Origin of the sequence: Pseudomonas sp., from assembly GCF_030684895.1 — a bacterium.
Lineage (GTDB): Bacteria > Pseudomonadota > Gammaproteobacteria > Pseudomonadales > Pseudomonadaceae > Aquipseudomonas.
This window is the reverse complement of sequence record NZ_JAUXXP010000047.1, coordinates 1-16275: the sequence shown is the minus strand read 5'-3', so window position 1 is coordinate 16275 and position 16275 is coordinate 1. Positions and strand designations below refer to the sequence as shown.

At 60.6% G+C, this 16275-nt stretch carries 14 protein-coding genes; 1 reads left to right on the top strand and 13 read right to left on the bottom strand.

The annotated features are described in order from the left end of the window. Nucleotides 1–12: 12 nt before the first annotated feature. From surE to Q8M42_RS10230, 5 genes are all read right to left on the bottom strand, one after another. Nucleotides 13–762 carry a 5'/3'-nucleotidase SurE gene (gene surE / locus Q8M42_RS10250; protein ID WP_304866048.1) on the bottom strand — a complete coding sequence of 250 codons (750 nt, stop codon included), beginning with the start codon at nucleotides 760–762 and terminating at the stop codon, nucleotides 13–15. After that, entirely contained in the window at nucleotides 750–1808 is a 1059-nt protein-coding gene (gene truD / locus Q8M42_RS10245; protein ID WP_304866046.1) for a tRNA pseudouridine(13) synthase TruD, read from the bottom strand. The genes surE and truD overlap by 13 nt, the downstream gene beginning before the upstream one ends. Continuing rightward, entirely contained in the window at nucleotides 1805–2278 is a 474-nt protein-coding gene (ispF, locus tag Q8M42_RS10240; protein ID WP_304866044.1) for a 2-C-methyl-D-erythritol 2,4-cyclodiphosphate synthase, read from the bottom strand. Before ispF ends, truD begins: the two co-directional genes overlap by 4 nt. A gap of 101 nt (nucleotides 2279–2379) precedes the next feature. Continuing rightward, nucleotides 2380–3225 carry an S-formylglutathione hydrolase gene (gene fghA / locus Q8M42_RS10235; RefSeq protein ID WP_304866041.1) on the bottom strand — a complete coding sequence of 282 codons (846 nt, stop codon included), beginning with the start codon at nucleotides 3223–3225 and terminating at the stop codon, nucleotides 2380–2382. 40 nt (nucleotides 3226–3265) lie between these two features. Continuing rightward, nucleotides 3266–4378 (bottom strand): S-(hydroxymethyl)glutathione dehydrogenase/class III alcohol dehydrogenase, encoded by a 1113-nt coding sequence (locus Q8M42_RS10230; RefSeq protein WP_304866038.1) that lies wholly within the window; start codon nucleotides 4376–4378, stop codon nucleotides 3266–3268. A 125-nt stretch (nucleotides 4379–4503) separates the two neighbouring features. On the opposite strand from Q8M42_RS10230, the gene Q8M42_RS10225 reads away from it, so the two are divergent. Next, nucleotides 4504–5403 (top strand): LysR family transcriptional regulator, encoded by a 900-nt coding sequence (locus Q8M42_RS10225; protein WP_304866036.1) that lies wholly within the window; start codon nucleotides 4504–4506, stop codon nucleotides 5401–5403. Here Q8M42_RS10225 and ispD read toward each other — a convergent pair. The 8 genes from ispD to dnaE form a co-directional block, all read right to left on the bottom strand. After that, nucleotides 5400–6110: a 2-C-methyl-D-erythritol 4-phosphate cytidylyltransferase gene (gene ispD, locus Q8M42_RS10220; protein WP_304866033.1), complete on the bottom strand. Its 711-nt coding sequence runs from the start codon at nucleotides 6108–6110 to the stop codon at nucleotides 5400–5402. The genes Q8M42_RS10225 and ispD overlap by 4 nt on opposite strands. Beyond that, the gene (ftsB, locus tag Q8M42_RS10215) at nucleotides 6107–6388 is read right to left on the bottom strand and encodes a cell division protein FtsB (protein ID WP_304866031.1); all 282 of its coding nucleotides are present in this window, start codon (nucleotides 6386–6388) and stop codon (nucleotides 6107–6109) included. Before ftsB ends, ispD begins: the two co-directional genes overlap by 4 nt. Before the next feature lie 65 nt (nucleotides 6389–6453). Then, a complete protein-coding gene (gene eno / locus Q8M42_RS10210) occupies nucleotides 6454–7743 on the bottom strand; it encodes a phosphopyruvate hydratase (RefSeq protein WP_304866028.1) in 1290 nt (429 codons plus the stop codon). A 145-nt stretch (nucleotides 7744–7888) separates the two neighbouring features. Next, complete coding sequence (gene kdsA, locus Q8M42_RS10205; protein ID WP_304866025.1) at nucleotides 7889–8734, bottom strand: 3-deoxy-8-phosphooctulonate synthase; 846 nt, start codon at nucleotides 8732–8734, stop codon at nucleotides 7889–7891. Between the two features lie 4 nt (nucleotides 8735–8738). After that, nucleotides 8739–10370: a CTP synthase gene (locus tag Q8M42_RS10200; RefSeq protein WP_304866022.1), complete on the bottom strand. Its 1632-nt coding sequence runs from the start codon at nucleotides 10368–10370 to the stop codon at nucleotides 8739–8741. A gap of 168 nt (nucleotides 10371–10538) precedes the next feature. Continuing rightward, nucleotides 10539–11855 (bottom strand): tRNA lysidine(34) synthetase TilS, encoded by a 1317-nt coding sequence (gene tilS, locus Q8M42_RS10195; RefSeq protein ID WP_304866019.1) that lies wholly within the window; start codon nucleotides 11853–11855, stop codon nucleotides 10539–10541. 60 nt (nucleotides 11856–11915) lie between these two features. Then, complete coding sequence (locus Q8M42_RS10190; RefSeq protein ID WP_304866016.1) at nucleotides 11916–12866, bottom strand: acetyl-CoA carboxylase carboxyltransferase subunit alpha; 951 nt, start codon at nucleotides 12864–12866, stop codon at nucleotides 11916–11918. Nucleotides 12867–13034: 168 nt separating this feature from the next. After that, a partial coding sequence (dnaE, locus tag Q8M42_RS10185; RefSeq protein ID WP_305284028.1) for a DNA polymerase III subunit alpha occupies nucleotides 13035–16275 on the bottom strand: 3241 nt, incomplete at its 5' end.

The window sequence follows — 16275 nt, the reverse complement described above, 5'->3', positions numbered from 1 at the left end:
GTTCACGGCGGATCACAGCAAACCCTCCAGCCAGGGTTGCAGGCTGTTGAAACCGTCCATAAAGGTTCGGTCCAGTTGCAGCGGGGTGACCGAAACATAACCCTGCATAACTGCATGGAAATCCGTACCGGGGCCGCCATCTTCCGCATCACCGGCCACCGAGATCCAGTAGCCCTCTTTGCCACGTGGGTTGACCACCTTCACCGGCGCGGCAGCGCGGGCGCGATGGCCCAGGCGGGTCAGCTGAATGCCGCGGATATGCTCCAGCGGCAGGTTGGGGATATTCACGTTGAGTACGGTGCGCGGCGGCAGATCGAGCTGCTCGTGAGCCTCAACCAGTTTGCGCGCGAAATAGGCCGCGGTCGCTAGGTTGTCCGGCAAGCGCGAGAGCAAGGAAAAGGCAAACGCTGGACGTGCCAGAAAACGCCCTTCCAGAGCCGCTGCGACGGTGCCGGAATACAGCACGTCATCGCCCAGGTTGGCGCCCAGATTAATACCCGATACCACCAAGTCCGCCACGTGCGGCAACAGGCCGTTGAGACCCAGGTGCACGCAATCGGTCGGCGTACCGTTCAGGCTGATATAGCCATTGGGCAGCGTGGTCGGGTGCAGCGGGCGGTCGAGAGTCAGCGAGCTGCTCGCGCCGCTCTTGTCCTGATCGGGGGCAATTACCGTGCACTCGGCATAGTCGGCCAACGCCGCATGCAGCGCAGCCAGGCCTGGCGCAGCAACGCCGTCATCGTTGGAAATCAGAATACGCATGGGTTGTCCGTCTGCCCTGCAGGCAACAGATCGACGAGCTCACGCACCAAAGCGGTGGCGAAGCATCCAGCCGGCAGGACGAATTCCAGTTGCAGAATGTCAGGCTCGGGATAATGCCACGACAGGCCGCCAATGGGGAGGCGCAGGATACGCCGTTCGTGCGTCATGTCCGCTTCTGCCAACCAGTCGACCAAGACGCTTTCACGGGCTGCCAGACTCTGCTCCAGCGCCTGCGCCGCGCCACCGGCGGTAGAGACGCCTGCACCCCACAATGGGCCCGTCGGGTGCAGATCAAGAATCGCCAGGCGCGGATCATTGCACTCCGCCTCACCGGCAACAAAGAAGCTACGGCTATCGGTAAAGGCCAGCAGATCGCCGAGCAGCGCTTGATTCCAGGTGCCCGCAGCTACCCGCTCGGCCAACACCTGGTTGAACAAGTAACTGCGCGCGGACGAAAGCACCCGCGAACGCACATTGCGTTTCTCCGGCAAGCTCTTGTTCGCCGCAAAATGCCGGGCATGGGCGACATTGCCGCCCTCGAAACCAAAGCGCTGCAAGCCGTAATAGTTGGGAATGCCTTGGGCGGCGATTTGCGTCAGGCGTTGATCCAGCGCCTCGCGATCGGCAACCAGCTGGGTCAGGCGCAGGGTAAAACCATTGGCAGCATGAGCGCCGCGCTGCAGTTTGCGGGTATGACGCACCTGCTTGAGGATGCTCAGGCTAGCGTCGACCGCAGCGCTCAGCTCGGGATCGACTTTGCCCGGCAGGTGCAGGCTGAACCACTGCCGGGTCAGGGCCTGACGATCCTTGAGGCCGGCGTAGCTGATCAACTTCAACGGCACGCCAGCGGCGCGGGCAATACGTTTGGCGGCTTCTTCAGTATTCAGCTCGCGCTTTTCCACCCACAGCCAGAGGTGCTCGCCCTCACCCGCCAGGGGGATATCCAGCACCTCATCGACCTGAAAATCCTCCGCCACGGCCTTGAGCACCGCCGTACCGCAGGGTTCGCCATAGGCGCGCGGGCCTAGCAGTTCAAGCTCGTTCATCGGGCGACCAACAGCGCAACGGCATGCACGGCAATGCCTTCTTCGCGGCCGGTAAAGCCGAGTTTCTCGGTGGTGGTGGCTTTGACGTTGACCTGATCCAGGCTCACCTGCAGGTCCTCGGCAATCCGTGCGCGCATGGTCTCGATGTGCGGCGCCATCTTCGGCGCCTGGGCGACGATGGTGGCGTCAACATTGCCGACTTGCCAACCTTTGCCGTGAATCAGCCCAAGCACATGACGCAGCAGCACGCGGCTGTCAGCGCCCTTGAAGGTCGGATCGGTGTCGGGGAAGTGTTTGCCAATATCGCCCAGCGCCGCCGCACCGAGCAGGGCATCGCACAAGGCATGCAGCAGCACGTCGCCATCGGAATGGGCCAGCAGGCCGAATTTATGGGGAATCTGCACGCCGCCCAGGGTGATGAAGTCGCCCTCACCGAAGCGGTGCACATCGTAGCCGTGGCCAATACGCATAAGAAACAACGCCCTGAAAAAGTCAGGGCGTGATTCTAACTGAAAGCTACACGATCAACCCGGCTAGCTAGCCAAGCAAAATACCTTCCGTCAGCAGCGGTTCAGCTCAATAGCGCCTTGGCATGATGACGCAGGTGGTCATCGATAAAGCTGGCGATAAAGTAGTAGCTGTGGTCATAACCCGGTTGCAGTCGCAGAGTTAGCGGATGACCAGCGGCCTGCGCCGCCGCCTTGAGCGCATCCGGCTTGAGCTGGCTTTCCAGGAAATCATCACGATCACCCTGATCGACCAGAATCGGCAGCTTTTCCGTGGCATCGCTGAGCAAAGCGCAGGCATCCCATTCGCGCCAACGCGAACGTTCATCGCCCAGATAACGGGAAAACGCCTTCTCACCCCAGGGACAATTGCTCGGGTTGCTGATTGGCGCAAAGGCCGACAGCGACTGATAGCGTCCCGGATTACGCAGCGCACAGACCAACGCACCGTGCCCACCCATGGAGTGGCCACTGATACCGCGCTTGTCGGATACCGGGAAGTTCGCCTCGATCAGCGCCGGCAGCTCCTGCACCACGTAGTCGTACATGCGGTAATGCCGTGCCCAAGGCTCCTGGCTGGCGTTCAGATAGAAGCCCGCCCCCAGACCGAAGTCCCAGGCCTTATCCGGGTCATCCGGCACATCGGCGCCGCGCGGACTGGTATCCGGCGCAACGATGATCATCCCCAGCTCGGCCGCCAGCTTGTGCGCACCGGCCTTTTGCATAAAGTTCTCATCGGTGCAGGTCAGCCCGCTCAGCCAATACAGCACCGGCAATTTGCCGCCCTGCTCGGCCTGCGGCGGCAGGTACACGGCAAATACCATGTCGCAACCCAGCACCGCCGAACGATGGCGATAGCGTTTATGCCAGCCACCCGCACTCTTCTGGCAGGAAATATTTTCCAAGGTCATGGCGCCTCCATTGGGCGGCTGCGACAGCCGCCCAGCGCAATCAGAAGTGGATAACGGTACGGATGCTCTTGCCTTCATGCATCAGGTCAAAGGCCTTGTTGATGTCTTCCAGCGGCATGTTGTGGGTAATAAAGGTATCCAGCGGGATTTCGCCCTTCAGCGCCTTTTCCACATAGCTCGGCAACTCGGTACGGCCTTTGACGCCGCCGAACGCCGAACCGCGCCAGACGCGCCCAGTTACCAGTTGGAATGGACGGGTGCTGATCTCCTGACCGGCACCGGCCACGCCAATAATCACCGACTCACCCCAGCCCTTGTGCGCGCATTCCAGCGCCGCGCGCATCAGTTGCACATTGCCCACACACTCGAAGGAGTAGTCCACGCCGCCGTCGGTCATCTCGACGATGACCTCCTGAATTGGCTTGGCGAAATCCTTGGGGTTGATAAAGTCGGTCGCACCCAGCTCACGGGCAACGTCGAACTTGGCCGGGTTGATGTCGATGGCGATGATGCGCGAGGCCTTGGCCATCTTCGCGCCAATGATCGCCGCTAGGCCGATACCACCGAGGCCGAAGATCGCTACGGTCGCGCCCTCCTCAACCTTGGCGGTGTTAAGCACGGCACCGATGCCGGTGGTCACGCCACAACCGAGCAGGCAGACCTTCTCCAACGGCGCCTCCTTGGGGATCACCGCCAGGGAGACTTCCGGCAATACGGTGTATTCAGAGAAAGTCGAGCAGCCCATGTAGTGGTAGATCGGCTCGCCGTTGTAGCTGAAGCGGCTGGTGCCATCGGGCATCAGGCCCTTGCCCTGGGTCGCGCGCACCGAACTGCACAGGTTGGTTTTGCCGGATGTGCAGAATTTGCAGGTGCGGCATTCGGCGGTGTACAGCGGAATCACATGGTCGCCGACCTGCACCGAGGTCACGCCCTCGCCAATGGCCTCGACGATGCCACCGCCTTCATGGCCGAGAATCGCCGGGAACACCCCTTCGGAATCCTCACCGGACAAGGTGTAGGCATCGGTGTGGCACACGCCGGTGGCAACAATGCGCACCAGCACTTCCCCGGCCTTGGGCGGCGCCACGTCGACTTCGACGATTTGCAGCGGCTGATTAGGGGCAAAGGCTACGGCAGCACGGGACTTGATCATGGTCGCTCTCCAGCGGATTCAACGGTGGCGCAGAGTGTAGATCAGTGATCCAGATAAATAATCCGTCAAAAAACAAAACATTCTTGCTATACAGGGATAATCAATCCACACCAAGGACATCCACCATGAATCGCTGGGAAGGCCTCGATGAATTTGTCGCCGTAGCCGAGTGCGGCCAGTTCACCGCCGCCGCCGAACGTCTGGGCCTATCGTCATCCCAGGTCAGCCGGCAGATCGCCCGCCTGGAAGAGCGCCTGCAAACCCGCCTGTTCTACCGCAGCACCCGCCGCGTGGCACTGACCGAAGCCGGGCAAACCTTTCTGCAGCACTGCCAACGCCTGCAGGATGCTCGCGAGGAGGCGCTGCGCGCCGTGGGCGATCTGGGCAGCGAGCCCAAAGGCCTGCTGCGCATGACCTGCGCGGTGGCCTACGGCGAGCGCTTTATCGTGCCGCTGGTGACCGACTTTATGGTGCAGCACCCACAACTGCGGGTGGACATCGAACTGAGCAACCGCACCCTCGACCTGCTGCACGACGGCCTCGACCTGGCCATCCGCCTGGGTCGCCTGCAAGACTCACGCCTGGTGGCTACGCGCCTGGCGCCGCGACAGATGTACCTGTGCGCCGCACCGACGTACCTACAACGCTACGGCCGGCCGCATTCGCTGTCGGAACTGGCGCGACACAACTGCCTGATCGGCAGCTCGGATACCTGGAGCTTTCAGGCCAGCGGCCGCGACTCAAGCCTGCGGGTACAGGGCAACTGGCGCTGCAACAGCGGCCAGGCGGTGCTAGACGCCGCACTGCGCGGCCTGGGCCTGTGTCAGCTGCCGGATTATTACGTACTGGAGCATCTGCGCAGCGGCGCGCTGGTGTCCCTGCTGGATAGCCAGCAACCGCCAGATACCGCCGTATGGGCGCTGTATCCGCAGCAACGGCATTTGTCACCCAAGGTGCGGCAGCTGGTGGAGTTTCTTAAACAGGGGTTGGCGCAGCGCAGCGAGTATCGTCAGGAAGCCCGTTAGGAACGACCCTGCCAAAGTCGATTGAGACTCAACAGGTCTTCCGGCCGAGTTACCTTGAGGTTATCCGAACGTCCTTCTATCAGGCGTGGCGCCTGACCGGCCCACTCGATGGCCGAAGCCTCATCGGTAATCGCCACACCAGCAATCAGCGCATCGGCCAGCGCACGCTGCAACTCGCCAATACGGAACATCTGCGGAGTAAAGGCCTGCCAAATGGTCGAACGATCCACCGTAGCCTGCACCCGGCCATCCGCACCGGCACGCTTAAGGGTGTCGCGAGCTGGCACGGCAAGCAGACCACCTACCGGGTCATCGGCCAGCTCGCTAAGCAACAGGTCGAGGTCGCTACGCGACAGGTTGGGCCGCGCGGCGTCGTGCACCAGCACCCAATCCTGCTCCTGAGCACCCAGCTCGCTGAGGCGCAGAAGACCGCTGAGTACCGAGTCGGCACGCTCGGCACCACCATCAGCACGCTGGATACGTGGGTCACTGGCACAGCCCAAAGTTGGCCAGCAGGGATCGTCCACCGCCAGGCTGACCACTACCGCACGCAACTGCGGATGGTCGAGAAAGCACGCCAGGGTGTGTTCGATAATGCTTTTACCGGCCAGTTGCAGGTACTGCTTGGGCCGGTCGGCGCGCATTCGGCTGCCAATACCGGCAGCTGGGATCAACGCCCAGAAAGGGGGTAATACGGTGGTATTCATTCAGCCAACTGATAGAGGGTTTCACCCTTTTTAAGCATGCCCAGTTCATGCCGCGCGCGCTCTTCGACAGTTTCCATACCGCTTTTCAGCTCCAGTACTTCCGCTTCGAGAATCCGGTTGCGCTCTTGCAGCTGCTGGTTTTCGCCCTGCTGATCGGCGATCTGCTGCTGCAACTGGGCCACCTGCGCCAGACTGCCATCACCGACCCACAGGCGGTATTGCAAACCTGCCAGCACGGCAATCAGCACGATAAACACCCAGTAAAAATTATTGCGCATAGCGAAAAAAGCTTCCGAACGAAAAAGGGGCGACTCGCGCCGCCCCTCTTTTACCATGCCTAGGCTCAACCACGGAACTCGGCGCGGCCTTTGTACGGTGCCTTACCCGCCAGCTGCTCTTCGATACGCAGCAATTGGTTGTACTTGGACACGCGGTCCGAGCGGCACAGCGAGCCGGTTTTGATCTGGCCTGCAGCAGTACCAACAGCCAGGTCGGCGATGGTGCTGTCTTCGGTTTCACCCGAACGGTGCGAGATCACCGCGGTATAACCGGCGGCCTTGGCCATCTGGATAGCTTCCAGCGTCTCGGTCAGGGTGCCGATCTGGTTGAACTTGATCAGGATCGAGTTGCCGATCGACTCGTCGATGCCGCGCTTGAGGATCTTGGTGTTGGTCACAAACAGATCGTCGCCAACCAGCTGCACTTTCTCGCCGATCTTGTCGGTGAGCACTTTCCAGCCCGCCCAGTCGGATTCGTCCATGCCATCTTCGATGGAGATGATCGGGTAACGCTCGGACAGACCAGCCAGGTAGTCAGCAAAACCTGCAGCATCGAAGACTTTGCCTTCGCCAGCCAGGTCGTACTTACCGTCTTTGAAGAACTCGCTTGAAGCGCAGTCCAGCGCCAGGGTGACGTCGTCGCCCAGGGTGTAACCGGCGTTGGCCACGGCTTCGGCGATAGCCGCCAGGGCGTCTTCGTTGGAGGCCAGGTTCGGCGCGAAGCCGCCTTCGTCACCGACGGAGGTGCTCAGGCCACGGGCCTTCAGCACAGCTTTGAGGTGATGGAAAATCTCGGTGCCCATGCGCAGCGCATCGGCGAAGGTTTTCGCGCCAACCGGCTGAACCATGAATTCCTGGATATCAACGTTGTTATCGGCGTGCTCGCCGCCGTTGATGATGTTCATCATCGGCACCGGCATCGAGTAAACGCCCGGGGTGCCGTTCAGGTCGGCGATATGCGCGTACAACGGCACGCCCTTGGCCTGAGCGGCGGCCTTAGCAGCGGCCAGGGACACGGCGAGGATGGCATTGGCGCCCAGGGTGGCTTTGTTCTCGGTACCGTCGAGGGCAATCATCGCCAGGTCGAGGGCTTTCTGGTCGGTGGCATCTTTGCCCAGCAGCAGATCGCGGATCGGGCCATTGATATTGGCCACGGCCTTCAGCACGCCCTTGCCCAGGTAACGGCTCTTGTCGCCATCACGCAATTCCAGGGCTTCACGCGAACCGGTGGAGGCACCGGACGGCGCACAGGCGCTGCCAATGATGCCGCCGTCGAGAATTACATCGGCTTCCACAGTCGGGTTACCACGGGAATCGAGAACCTCACGGCCTTTGATGTCGACGATCTTTGCCATTGCGTGTAGCACTCCAAAAAATTGACGAAAAGGGTAGTACCGAGTTGCACACTCATTGCGCGCTGGCGGTTAATCCGGCGCACAATATGTACTGACTATTTAGCCAGATTGTATACAAATGGCACTTTACCGGAGATTTGCCGTTTCAGGCAGTCTCAATCGGCGCAAAACTCTTGATCAAATCATCCAGCTGCTTGAGCTGGGTGAGGAAAGGCTCCAGCTTGTCCAGACGCAGGGCGCAAGGGCCGTCGCATTTGGCATTGTCCGGGTCCGGATGGGCTTCGAGGAACAGACCGGCCAGGCCCTGGCTCATGCCCGCCTTGGCCAGATCAGTCACCTGAGCACGGCGACCGCCGGCAGAATCGGCGCGACCACCCGGCATTTGCAGGGCGTGGGTCACGTCGAAGAACACCGGGTAGTTCATCTGCTTCATGATGCCAAAGCCGAGCATGTCCACTACCAGGTTGTTGTAGCCGAAGCTGGAACCACGCTCGCAGAGGATCAGCTGGTCATTACCGGCCTCTTCACACTTGGCCAGGATGTGCTTCATCTCCTGAGGTGCAAGGAACTGGGCTTTCTTGATATTGATCACCGCGCCGGTCTTGGCCATGGCCACGACCAGGTCGGTCTGCCGTGAAAGAAACGCCGGCAACTGGATAATGTCGCAGACCGCCGCCACTGGAGCTGCTTGCTCAGGCTCATGCACGTCGGTGATCACCGGCACGCCGAAGGTCTTTTTGATTTCCTCGAAGACCTTCATGCCCTCTTCCAGGCCGGGGCCACGGAACGAGGTCACGGACGAGCGGTTGGCCTTGTCGAAGCTGGCCTTGAACACGTAGGGAATGCCGAGTTTCTCGGTAACCCGCACATACTCTTCACAAGCACGCATAGCCAGGTCGCGGGATTCGATGACGTTGATCCCGCCGAACAGCACGAACGGTTTGTCGTTGGCGATTTCAATACCGCCAACCTTGATGATTTTCTGCGTCATATGCCTAGGCCTTCTTGGCTTTCTGCGTCAGCGCTGCAGTCACGAAGCCACTGAACAGCGGATGGCCGTCACGCGGCGTGGAGGTGAACTCGGGGTGGAACTGGCAGGCGACGAACCATGGGTGATCCGGTGCTTCCACCACTTCAACCAGCGCGCCGTCACCGGAGCGACCGGTGACCTTGAGGCCGGCTTCGATCAGCTGCGGTAACAGGTTGTTGTTCACTTCATAACGATGACGATGACGCTCGACTATTACATCCTTGCCGTAGCAAGCGTGCACTTGCGAGCCGGACAGCAGCTGGCAGTCTTGCGCGCCCAGACGCATGGTGCCGCCCAGGTCGGAAGCATCGGTACGCTGTTCGGTTACACCGGTGGCGTCCTGCCATTCGGTGATCAGACCGACCACTGGATGAGTGCTTACGGTATCGAACTCGGTGGAGTTGGCATCGCTCCAGCCCAGCACATTGCGGGCGAACTCAATGACCGCAACCTGCATGCCGAGACAGATGCCCAGGTAGGGAATCTTGTTCTCACGGGCGTATTGCACAGTCTTGATCTTGCCTTCCACCCCGCGCAGACCGAAGCCCCCCGGCACCAGAATGGCATCCACGCCTTCAAGCAGCGCGGTGCCTTTGTTCTCGATGTCTTCGGAGTCGATATAACGCAGGTTGACCTTGGTACGGTTCTGGATGCCGGCATGGCTCATCGCCTCGATCAGCGACTTGTAGGCGTCCAGCAGCTCCATGTACTTGCCGACCATGGCGATGGTGACTTCGTGCTCAGGATTGAGCTTGGCATCGACGACACGGTCCCACTCGGACAGGTCGGCACCATTGCATTCCAGGCCAAAGCGCTCGACGACGAAGTCATCCAGGCCCTGGGCATGCAGCACGCCGGGGATCTTGTAGATGGTGTCGACGTCTTCCAGAGAAATCACCGCACGCTCTTCAACGTTGGTGAATAGCGCGATCTTGCGGCGCGAGGAGATATCAATCGGGTGGTCGGAACGGCAGATCAGCACGTCTGGCTGCAGGCCGATGGAGCGCAGCTCTTTCACCGAATGCTGAGTCGGCTTGGTCTTGGTTTCGCCTGCGGTGGCGATATACGGCACCAGAGTCAGGTGCATCAGCATGGCGCGCTTGGCGCCTACTTCCACACGCAGCTGACGGATGGCTTCAAGGAACGGCTGCGACTCGATGTCACCCACCGTGCCGCCGATTTCAACCATGGCCACGTCAGCGTCGCCAGCACCTTTGATGATGCGGCGTTTGATCTCGTCGGTGATGTGCGGGATGACCTGAATGGTCGCGCCCAGGTAATCACCACGGCGCTCACGGCGCAGCACGTCTTCGTAGACGCGACCAGTGGTGAAGTTGTTGTTCTGGGTCATGGTGGTGCGGATAAACCGCTCATAGTGGCCCAAGTCGAGGTCGGTCTCAGCGCCGTCGTGGGTGACGAACACCTCACCGTGCTGGAACGGGCTCATGGTGCCCGGGTCGACGTTGATATAGGGATCCAGCTTGAGCATGGTGACCTTCAGGCCCCGCGCCTCCAGGATAGCCGCCAATGAAGCCGAGGCGATGCCTTTCCCCAATGAAGAAACAACACCACCCGTGACGAATATGTAGCGCGTCATGAAAAACCCTAGAAGTCTGCGTTTAAGCGGTCAATGCCGCCGGGGAAAGCGAAGGAATACCGAAGCGGCTCTCTGCGATGCACTGCAATGAGCTAGCCCTGCCGATCCCCAAGGGGAGTCAACAAAAGCTGTAGTAAGACGGGAGCGTAGTCTACCGGAAAGGGCTTATCAGCTCAAACCTTGATCATTCGTCGGTGGCTGCCAATGCAATTGCCAGCGGCCATCGGCGGCACCCTGTACACCTGGCAGGTTGGCGATTGCCACCACCTGGTTATCCAGACGCAGCAGCGGCAGGCGATCGCGCACAAAAGCCGGCACACGCAGTTCATTGAATAACCGCTTGAGGTCGCGGTGCCCGCGTCCAGGTAAAAGAAGCTGATCGCCGCCCTGCCGGTAACTCAACTGCCAGTTACCCGCCGGCAATTGACCATCAATCCGCACATGGCCATTAGCGGGTAATGCCAGCGGCTGATTGCCTTGAACCACAACGCTGAATGGTGCTGGCTTGCGCAGCCAATCACCTGCCAGCCACCACAGGCGCTCGTCACTACGACGCAACTCCCCTGCCGCCAGCTGCCAGACTGGCGCAGCATCCGGCGCGGCATCGCGCAGCGCCTGCCAGCCGGCCCAGTGCTCACTATCGGGCATCGCCGTCAGCGGTCGCAGCCAATAACGCAGCGCATTGCGCTGGCGCGGCTCACTCAAATCGCGCAGCGTAGGCAATGCCAGACTGGGTAACGGCAGCCAGGCAAACTCGGCCGACACTTGCGCGGCAGCCATATCCTGCTGTGCCAACTCATCGAGCAACTGCGCGGCCTCACCCAAGTGCGCAGCACTGCGCGCCATATTAGTAGATGCCTGAGGCCAGCGACTGAGCAGCGCAGGCATCACCTGACGACGCAGGTAATTGCGCGAAAAACGCTCATCGGCATTTGACGGATCTTCGACCCAGGCCAGCGTGTGCTCACGGGCATAAGCCAACAGCTCATCGCGCGAGCAGTTGAGTAGCGGCCGAACCAGCTGGCCTGCACCCAATGCACGACTCACCGGCATGGCTGACAACCCCTGCACGCCGGCACCGCGCAACAAACGAAACAATAGAGTTTCGGCCTGATCATCACGGTGCTGCGCCGTCAGCAGCACCTCACCAACACCCAGACGCGCAGCAAAAGCCGCGTAACGAGCCTCGCGCGCCGCACGCTCAAGACTGGCGCCGGGAGCCACTTGCACATATTCAACCTGCAGCGGCACAGACAAAGCCGCGCACAGCTCACGACAATGCGCCGGCCAGGCATCAGCCGCAGCCTGCAGACCGTGATGGATATGGATAGCGGAAAGTGGCGGCAATGCCTCACGCTGCGCGAGACGGGCCAGCAGGTGCAGCAGCACCGTGGAATCCAGCCCACCGGACAGGGCCACACGCCAGCCCGAGGCACCGAGCCAGGGCTGCAAGGCATCACGCAAACGAATAGGCACAGGAGTCATCGGCCAAGCTTAAAACAACAACGGGCCCGAAGGCCCGTTGTATGCGCAGCTACCAAGCAATCAGGCAATCCCGTAGCTCATCAGACGCTCATAACGACGCTTGAGCAGCGCGTCGGTATCAAAGGTCTTGAGCATGTCCAGCTGCGTCAACAGCGCTTGGCGCACCGATTCAGCCGCCGCCGCCGGGTCACTGTGCGCGCCGCCGAGTGGCTCACCGATCACCTGATCAACAATGCCCAGGCCTTTCAGGCGCTCGGCAGTAATGCCCATGGCCTCGGCAGCATCCGGAGCCTTTTCTGCGGTTTTCCACAGAATCGAAGCGCAACCTTCCGGCGAGATCACCGAGTAAGTGGAGTACTGCAGCATGTTCAGCTGGTCGCACACGCCAATCGCCAATGCACCACCGGAACCACCTTCACCAATGACAGTGGCGATGATCGGGGTTTTCAGGCGCGCCATAACACGCAGGTTCCAGGCGATGGCTTCGCTCTGATTGCGCTCCTCGGCGTCGATACCTGGATAAGCACCGGGGGTATCAATAAAGGTCAGGATCGGCATCTTGAAGCGCTCGGCCATTTCCATCAGGCGGCACGCCTTGCGGTAGCCCTCCGGGCGCGGCATACCGAAGTTGCGGCGCACTTTTTCGCGGATCTCACGGCCTTTCTGGTGACCAATGACCATCACCGGCTCACCGTCCAGACGAGCAACGCCGCCCACCAGGGCCGCGTCGTCGGAGAAGTGGCGGTCACCATGCAGCTCATCGAACTCGGTAAAGATATGCTGCAGGTAATCCAGGGTGTAAGGACGGCGTGGGTGGCGCGCCAGCTGGGCGATCTGCCAGCTGCTCAAATTGCCGAAAATAGTTTCGGTCAGCGAGCTGCTCTTGTCCTGCAGGCGGGCGATCTCATCGCCGATGTTCAGCGAGTTGTCGTTACCGACCAGGCGAAGCTCTTCGATCTTGGCTTGCAGGTCGGCGATCGGCTGTTCGAAATCGAGAAAATTCGGGTTCATAGTCATCCGTCTTGCGTCGACGGCCAAGTGGCCGGGAGCTGTATCCGTTATCGCGCCCTACCTTATAGCAGCAGGCGCATTCAGGTCGACACCCGGTTCTGCACGAAAGCCTTCAATACAGAACCAGCTGGGTATCACGACCGACCGGCGAAGCCTGAGCCTCGCAAATCAGCGGTAGTGCAAAAAGACGTTGTCGCGGCCGAACTGGTCACGCAATGCCTGAATCAGACTGTCGGCCGGTTCAATGCGCCAGGCTTCGCCAAACTGCAATTGCGCCTTGGCATCGCTGCCGCTGTAGTCAACAGTGATCGGGCACGCGCCGCGGTGACGGCCGCACAAGTCGGCCAACCAACGCAGACGATCGCCCTGCAAGGCGCTGCTGGCCACCTTCAGACGCAAGCTATCGGCCAGGCCGGTGCGCGCCTCTTCCAGGCTCATCACCCGCTTGGCACGCAAACGCAGACCGCCGGAGAAATCGTCATTGCTCACCTCGCCCTCCACTACCACCAGGGCATCGGTCTGCAACAAGGCTTGTGCGCTATTGAAGGCTTCGGCAAACAAGGAGGCCTCAATCCGCCCGGAACGGTCATCGAGGGTGATAAAGCCCATCTTGTCGCCCTTCTTGTTCTTCATCACGCGCAGGGCGACCACCAGGCCGGCAATCGTCTGATCACCACGCGCGGCTTTCAGGTCGACGATGCGCTGGCGGGCAAACCGCCGCACTTCACCTTCGTACTCATCAATCGGGTGGCCGGTCAGGTACAGGCCCAGGGTGTCTTTCTCGCCCTTGAGGCGCTCTTTCAGCGTCAGCTCGCGGGCGCGCAGGTGATTGAGATAGACATCCGCCTCGGCATCGGCAAACACCCCGCCGAACAGGTCCATATGCCCGCTTTCGGCGCTGCGCGCAGTCTGTTCGGCGGCCTGCACGGCCTCCTCCATCGCACCGAGCAATACCGCGCGGTTGCGGTCGATATTGGCCTTGTAGGCTTTAAGCTCTTCATGGAAGTGCGGCCCCAGGCGATCCAGCGCGCCGCTGCGAATCAGCGCCTCGAGGGTGCGTTTGTTGATGCGTTTGAGGTCGACGCGTGAACAGAAGTCGAACAGGTCCTTGAACGGTCCGTCCTGACGCGCCTCGACGATGGCCTCCACCGGCCCTTCGCCGACGCCCTTGATCGCGCCCAGGCCGTAGACGATCCAGCCTTCGTTATTAACCGTGAACTTGAATTCGGAGATGTTCACATCCGGCGCATCGAGGCGCAGCTTCATGCTGCGGCATTCCTCGATCAGGGTGACGACCTTGTCGGTGTTGTGCATATCCGCCGACAACACCGCCGCCATAAAGGCTGCCGAGTGGTGCGCCTTGAGCCAGGCGGTCTGATACGAGAGCAGGCCATAGGCCGCTGAGTGAGATTTGTTAAAGCCGTAACCGGCGAACTTTTCCACCAGATCGAAGATGTTGCCTGCCAGGTTTGCATCGATACCATTATTGGCACAGCCTTCGATAAAGCCGCCGCGCTGTTTGGCCATCTCCTCGGGCTTTTTCTTACCCATGGCGCGGCGCAACATGTCCGCACCACCCAAGGTGTAGCCGGCCATGACCTGAGCAATCTGCATCACCTGTTCCTGGTACAGGATGATGCCGTAGGTTGGCTTGAGTACCGGTTCAAGACCCGCGTACTGATAGTCCTGATGCGGGTAGGAAATCGGCTCGCGGCCGTGCTTACGGTTGATAAAGTCGTCCACCATGCCCGACTGCAGCGGCCCCGGACGGAACAGGGCCACGAGAGCGATCATGTCTTCCAGGCAGTCCGGCTTGAGCTTCTTGATCAGCTCCTTCATGCCGCGCGATTCAAGCTGGAACACCGCAGTGGTCTCGGCCTTCTGCAGCATGCTGAACGTCGGTTTATCGTCCAACGGGATAAAGTCGATGTTCAGATCAGGCAGGCCCTTCTTGGCCTGCTCGCGGTTGATGGTTTCCATCGCCCATTTGATGATGGTCAGGGTGCGCAGGCCTAGGAAGTCGAACTTCACCAGGCCGGCGGATTCCACATCGTCCTTATCGAACTGGGTGACCAGGCCACCGCCTTCATCATCGCAGGCAATCGGCGAGAAGTCGGTGAGCTTGGTCGGCGCGATTACCACGCCGCCGGCGTGCTTGCCGGTACCGCGACAGATGCCTTCAAGCTTGAGCGACATTTCCCAGATTTCCCGGGCGTCTTCGTCGACCTTGAGGAAATCGCGCAGCGGCTCTTCCATCTCGTAGGCTTTTTCCAGGGTCATGCCGACTTCGAAAGGGATCATCTTCGACAGACGGTCGGCCAGGCCGTAGGACTTGCCCTGCGCCCGCGCCACGTCGCGCACCACCGCCTTGGCCGCCATGGTGCCGAAGGTGATGATCTGGCTCACCGCATTGCGGCCGTATTTCTCGGCCACATAGTCGATCACCCGGTCGCGGCCGTCCATGCAGAAGTCGACGTCGAAGTCGGGCATGGAGACCCGTTCCGGGTTGAGGAAACGCTCAAACAGCAGGTCATAGGCCAGCGGGTCGAGGTCGGTGATTTTCTGCACGTAGGCCACCAGCGAACCGGCACCCGACCCACGACCAGGGCCCACCGGCACGCCGTTGTTCTTCGCCCACTTGATAAAGTCCATTACGATCAGGAAGTAACCGGGGAAACCCATCTGGATGATGATATCCAGCTCGAAATTCAACCGGTCGATGTAGACCTGACGCTTCTCTTCGTAATTGGGTGTGGTGTCCTTCGGCCAGAGTACGGCCAGGCGCTCCTCCAACCCCTCGAACGAGACCTGGCGAAAGTACTCGTCCATGGTCAGGCCGGCCGGCACTGGGAAGTCCGGCAGGAAGTACTTGCCCAGCTGCACCTCAATATTGCAGCGCTTGGCAATCTCGATGGTGTTTTCCAGCGCTTCCGGCAGGTCACTGAAAAGCTCGGCCATTTCCTCCGGGCTTTTCAGGTATTGCTGATCGGAGTAGGTGCGCAGGCGGCGCGGGTCGTCCAGGCTGCGGCCTTCACCGATGCATACACGGGTTTCGTGGGCAGCGAAATCGTCCTGCTTGATAAAGCGCACATCATTGGTTGCTACCAGTGGGGCGCCAACCTTGTCGGCCAGGGCGACAGCAGCGTGCAGATGTTCTTCATCATTAACCCGGTTGGTGCGCTGTACTTCCAGGTAAAAACGCTCAGGGAACACCGCCAGCCACTCGCGCAGCAAGGCTTCGGCCGCCGCCGGCTCGCCATCGAGCAAGGCATGGCCGACTTCGCCTTCTTTCGCGCCGGACAAGGCAATCAGTCCCTCGGCCGCTTCCTTAACCCAGTCGCGCTGGATGATCACCAGGTCATTGCTCTGCCCTTCACTCCAGCCGCGCGAGACCAGCTCGGTGAGGTTG

Bases quoted from the DNA above. Each gene is read 5' to 3' on its own strand.
- eno (WP_304866028.1), bottom strand. From the start codon at position 7,743: ATGGCAAAGATCGTCGACATCAAAGGCCGTGAGGTTCTCGATTCCCGT.
- Q8M42_RS10225 (WP_304866036.1), top strand. From the start codon at position 4,504: ATGAATCGCTGGGAAGGCCTCGATGAATTTGTCGCCGTAGCCGAGTGC.
- tilS (WP_304866019.1), bottom strand. From the start codon at position 11,855: ATGACTCCTGTGCCTATTCGTTTGCGTGATGCCTTGCAGCCCTGGCTC.
- fghA (WP_304866041.1), bottom strand. From the start codon at position 3,225: ATGACCTTGGAAAATATTTCCTGCCAGAAGAGTGCGGGTGGCTGGCAT.
- ispF (WP_304866044.1), bottom strand. From the start codon at position 2,278: ATGCGTATTGGCCACGGCTACGATGTGCACCGCTTCGGTGAGGGCGAC.
- Q8M42_RS10230 (WP_304866038.1), bottom strand. From the start codon at position 4,378: ATGATCAAGTCCCGTGCTGCCGTAGCCTTTGCCCCTAATCAGCCGCTG.
- kdsA (WP_304866025.1), bottom strand. From the start codon at position 8,734: ATGACGCAGAAAATCATCAAGGTTGGCGGTATTGAAATCGCCAACGAC.
- Q8M42_RS10190 (WP_304866016.1), bottom strand. From the start codon at position 12,866: ATGAACCCGAATTTTCTCGATTTCGAACAGCCGATCGCCGACCTGCAA.
- ispD (WP_304866033.1), bottom strand. From the start codon at position 6,110: ATGAATACCACCGTATTACCCCCTTTCTGGGCGTTGATCCCAGCTGCC.
- ftsB (WP_304866031.1), bottom strand. From the start codon at position 6,388: ATGCGCAATAATTTTTACTGGGTGTTTATCGTGCTGATTGCCGTGCTG.
- truD (WP_304866046.1), bottom strand. From the start codon at position 1,808: ATGAACGAGCTTGAACTGCTAGGCCCGCGCGCCTATGGCGAACCCTGC.
- surE (WP_304866048.1), bottom strand. From the start codon at position 762: ATGCGTATTCTGATTTCCAACGATGACGGCGTTGCTGCGCCAGGCCTG.
- Q8M42_RS10200 (WP_304866022.1), bottom strand. From the start codon at position 10,370: ATGACGCGCTACATATTCGTCACGGGTGGTGTTGTTTCTTCATTGGGG.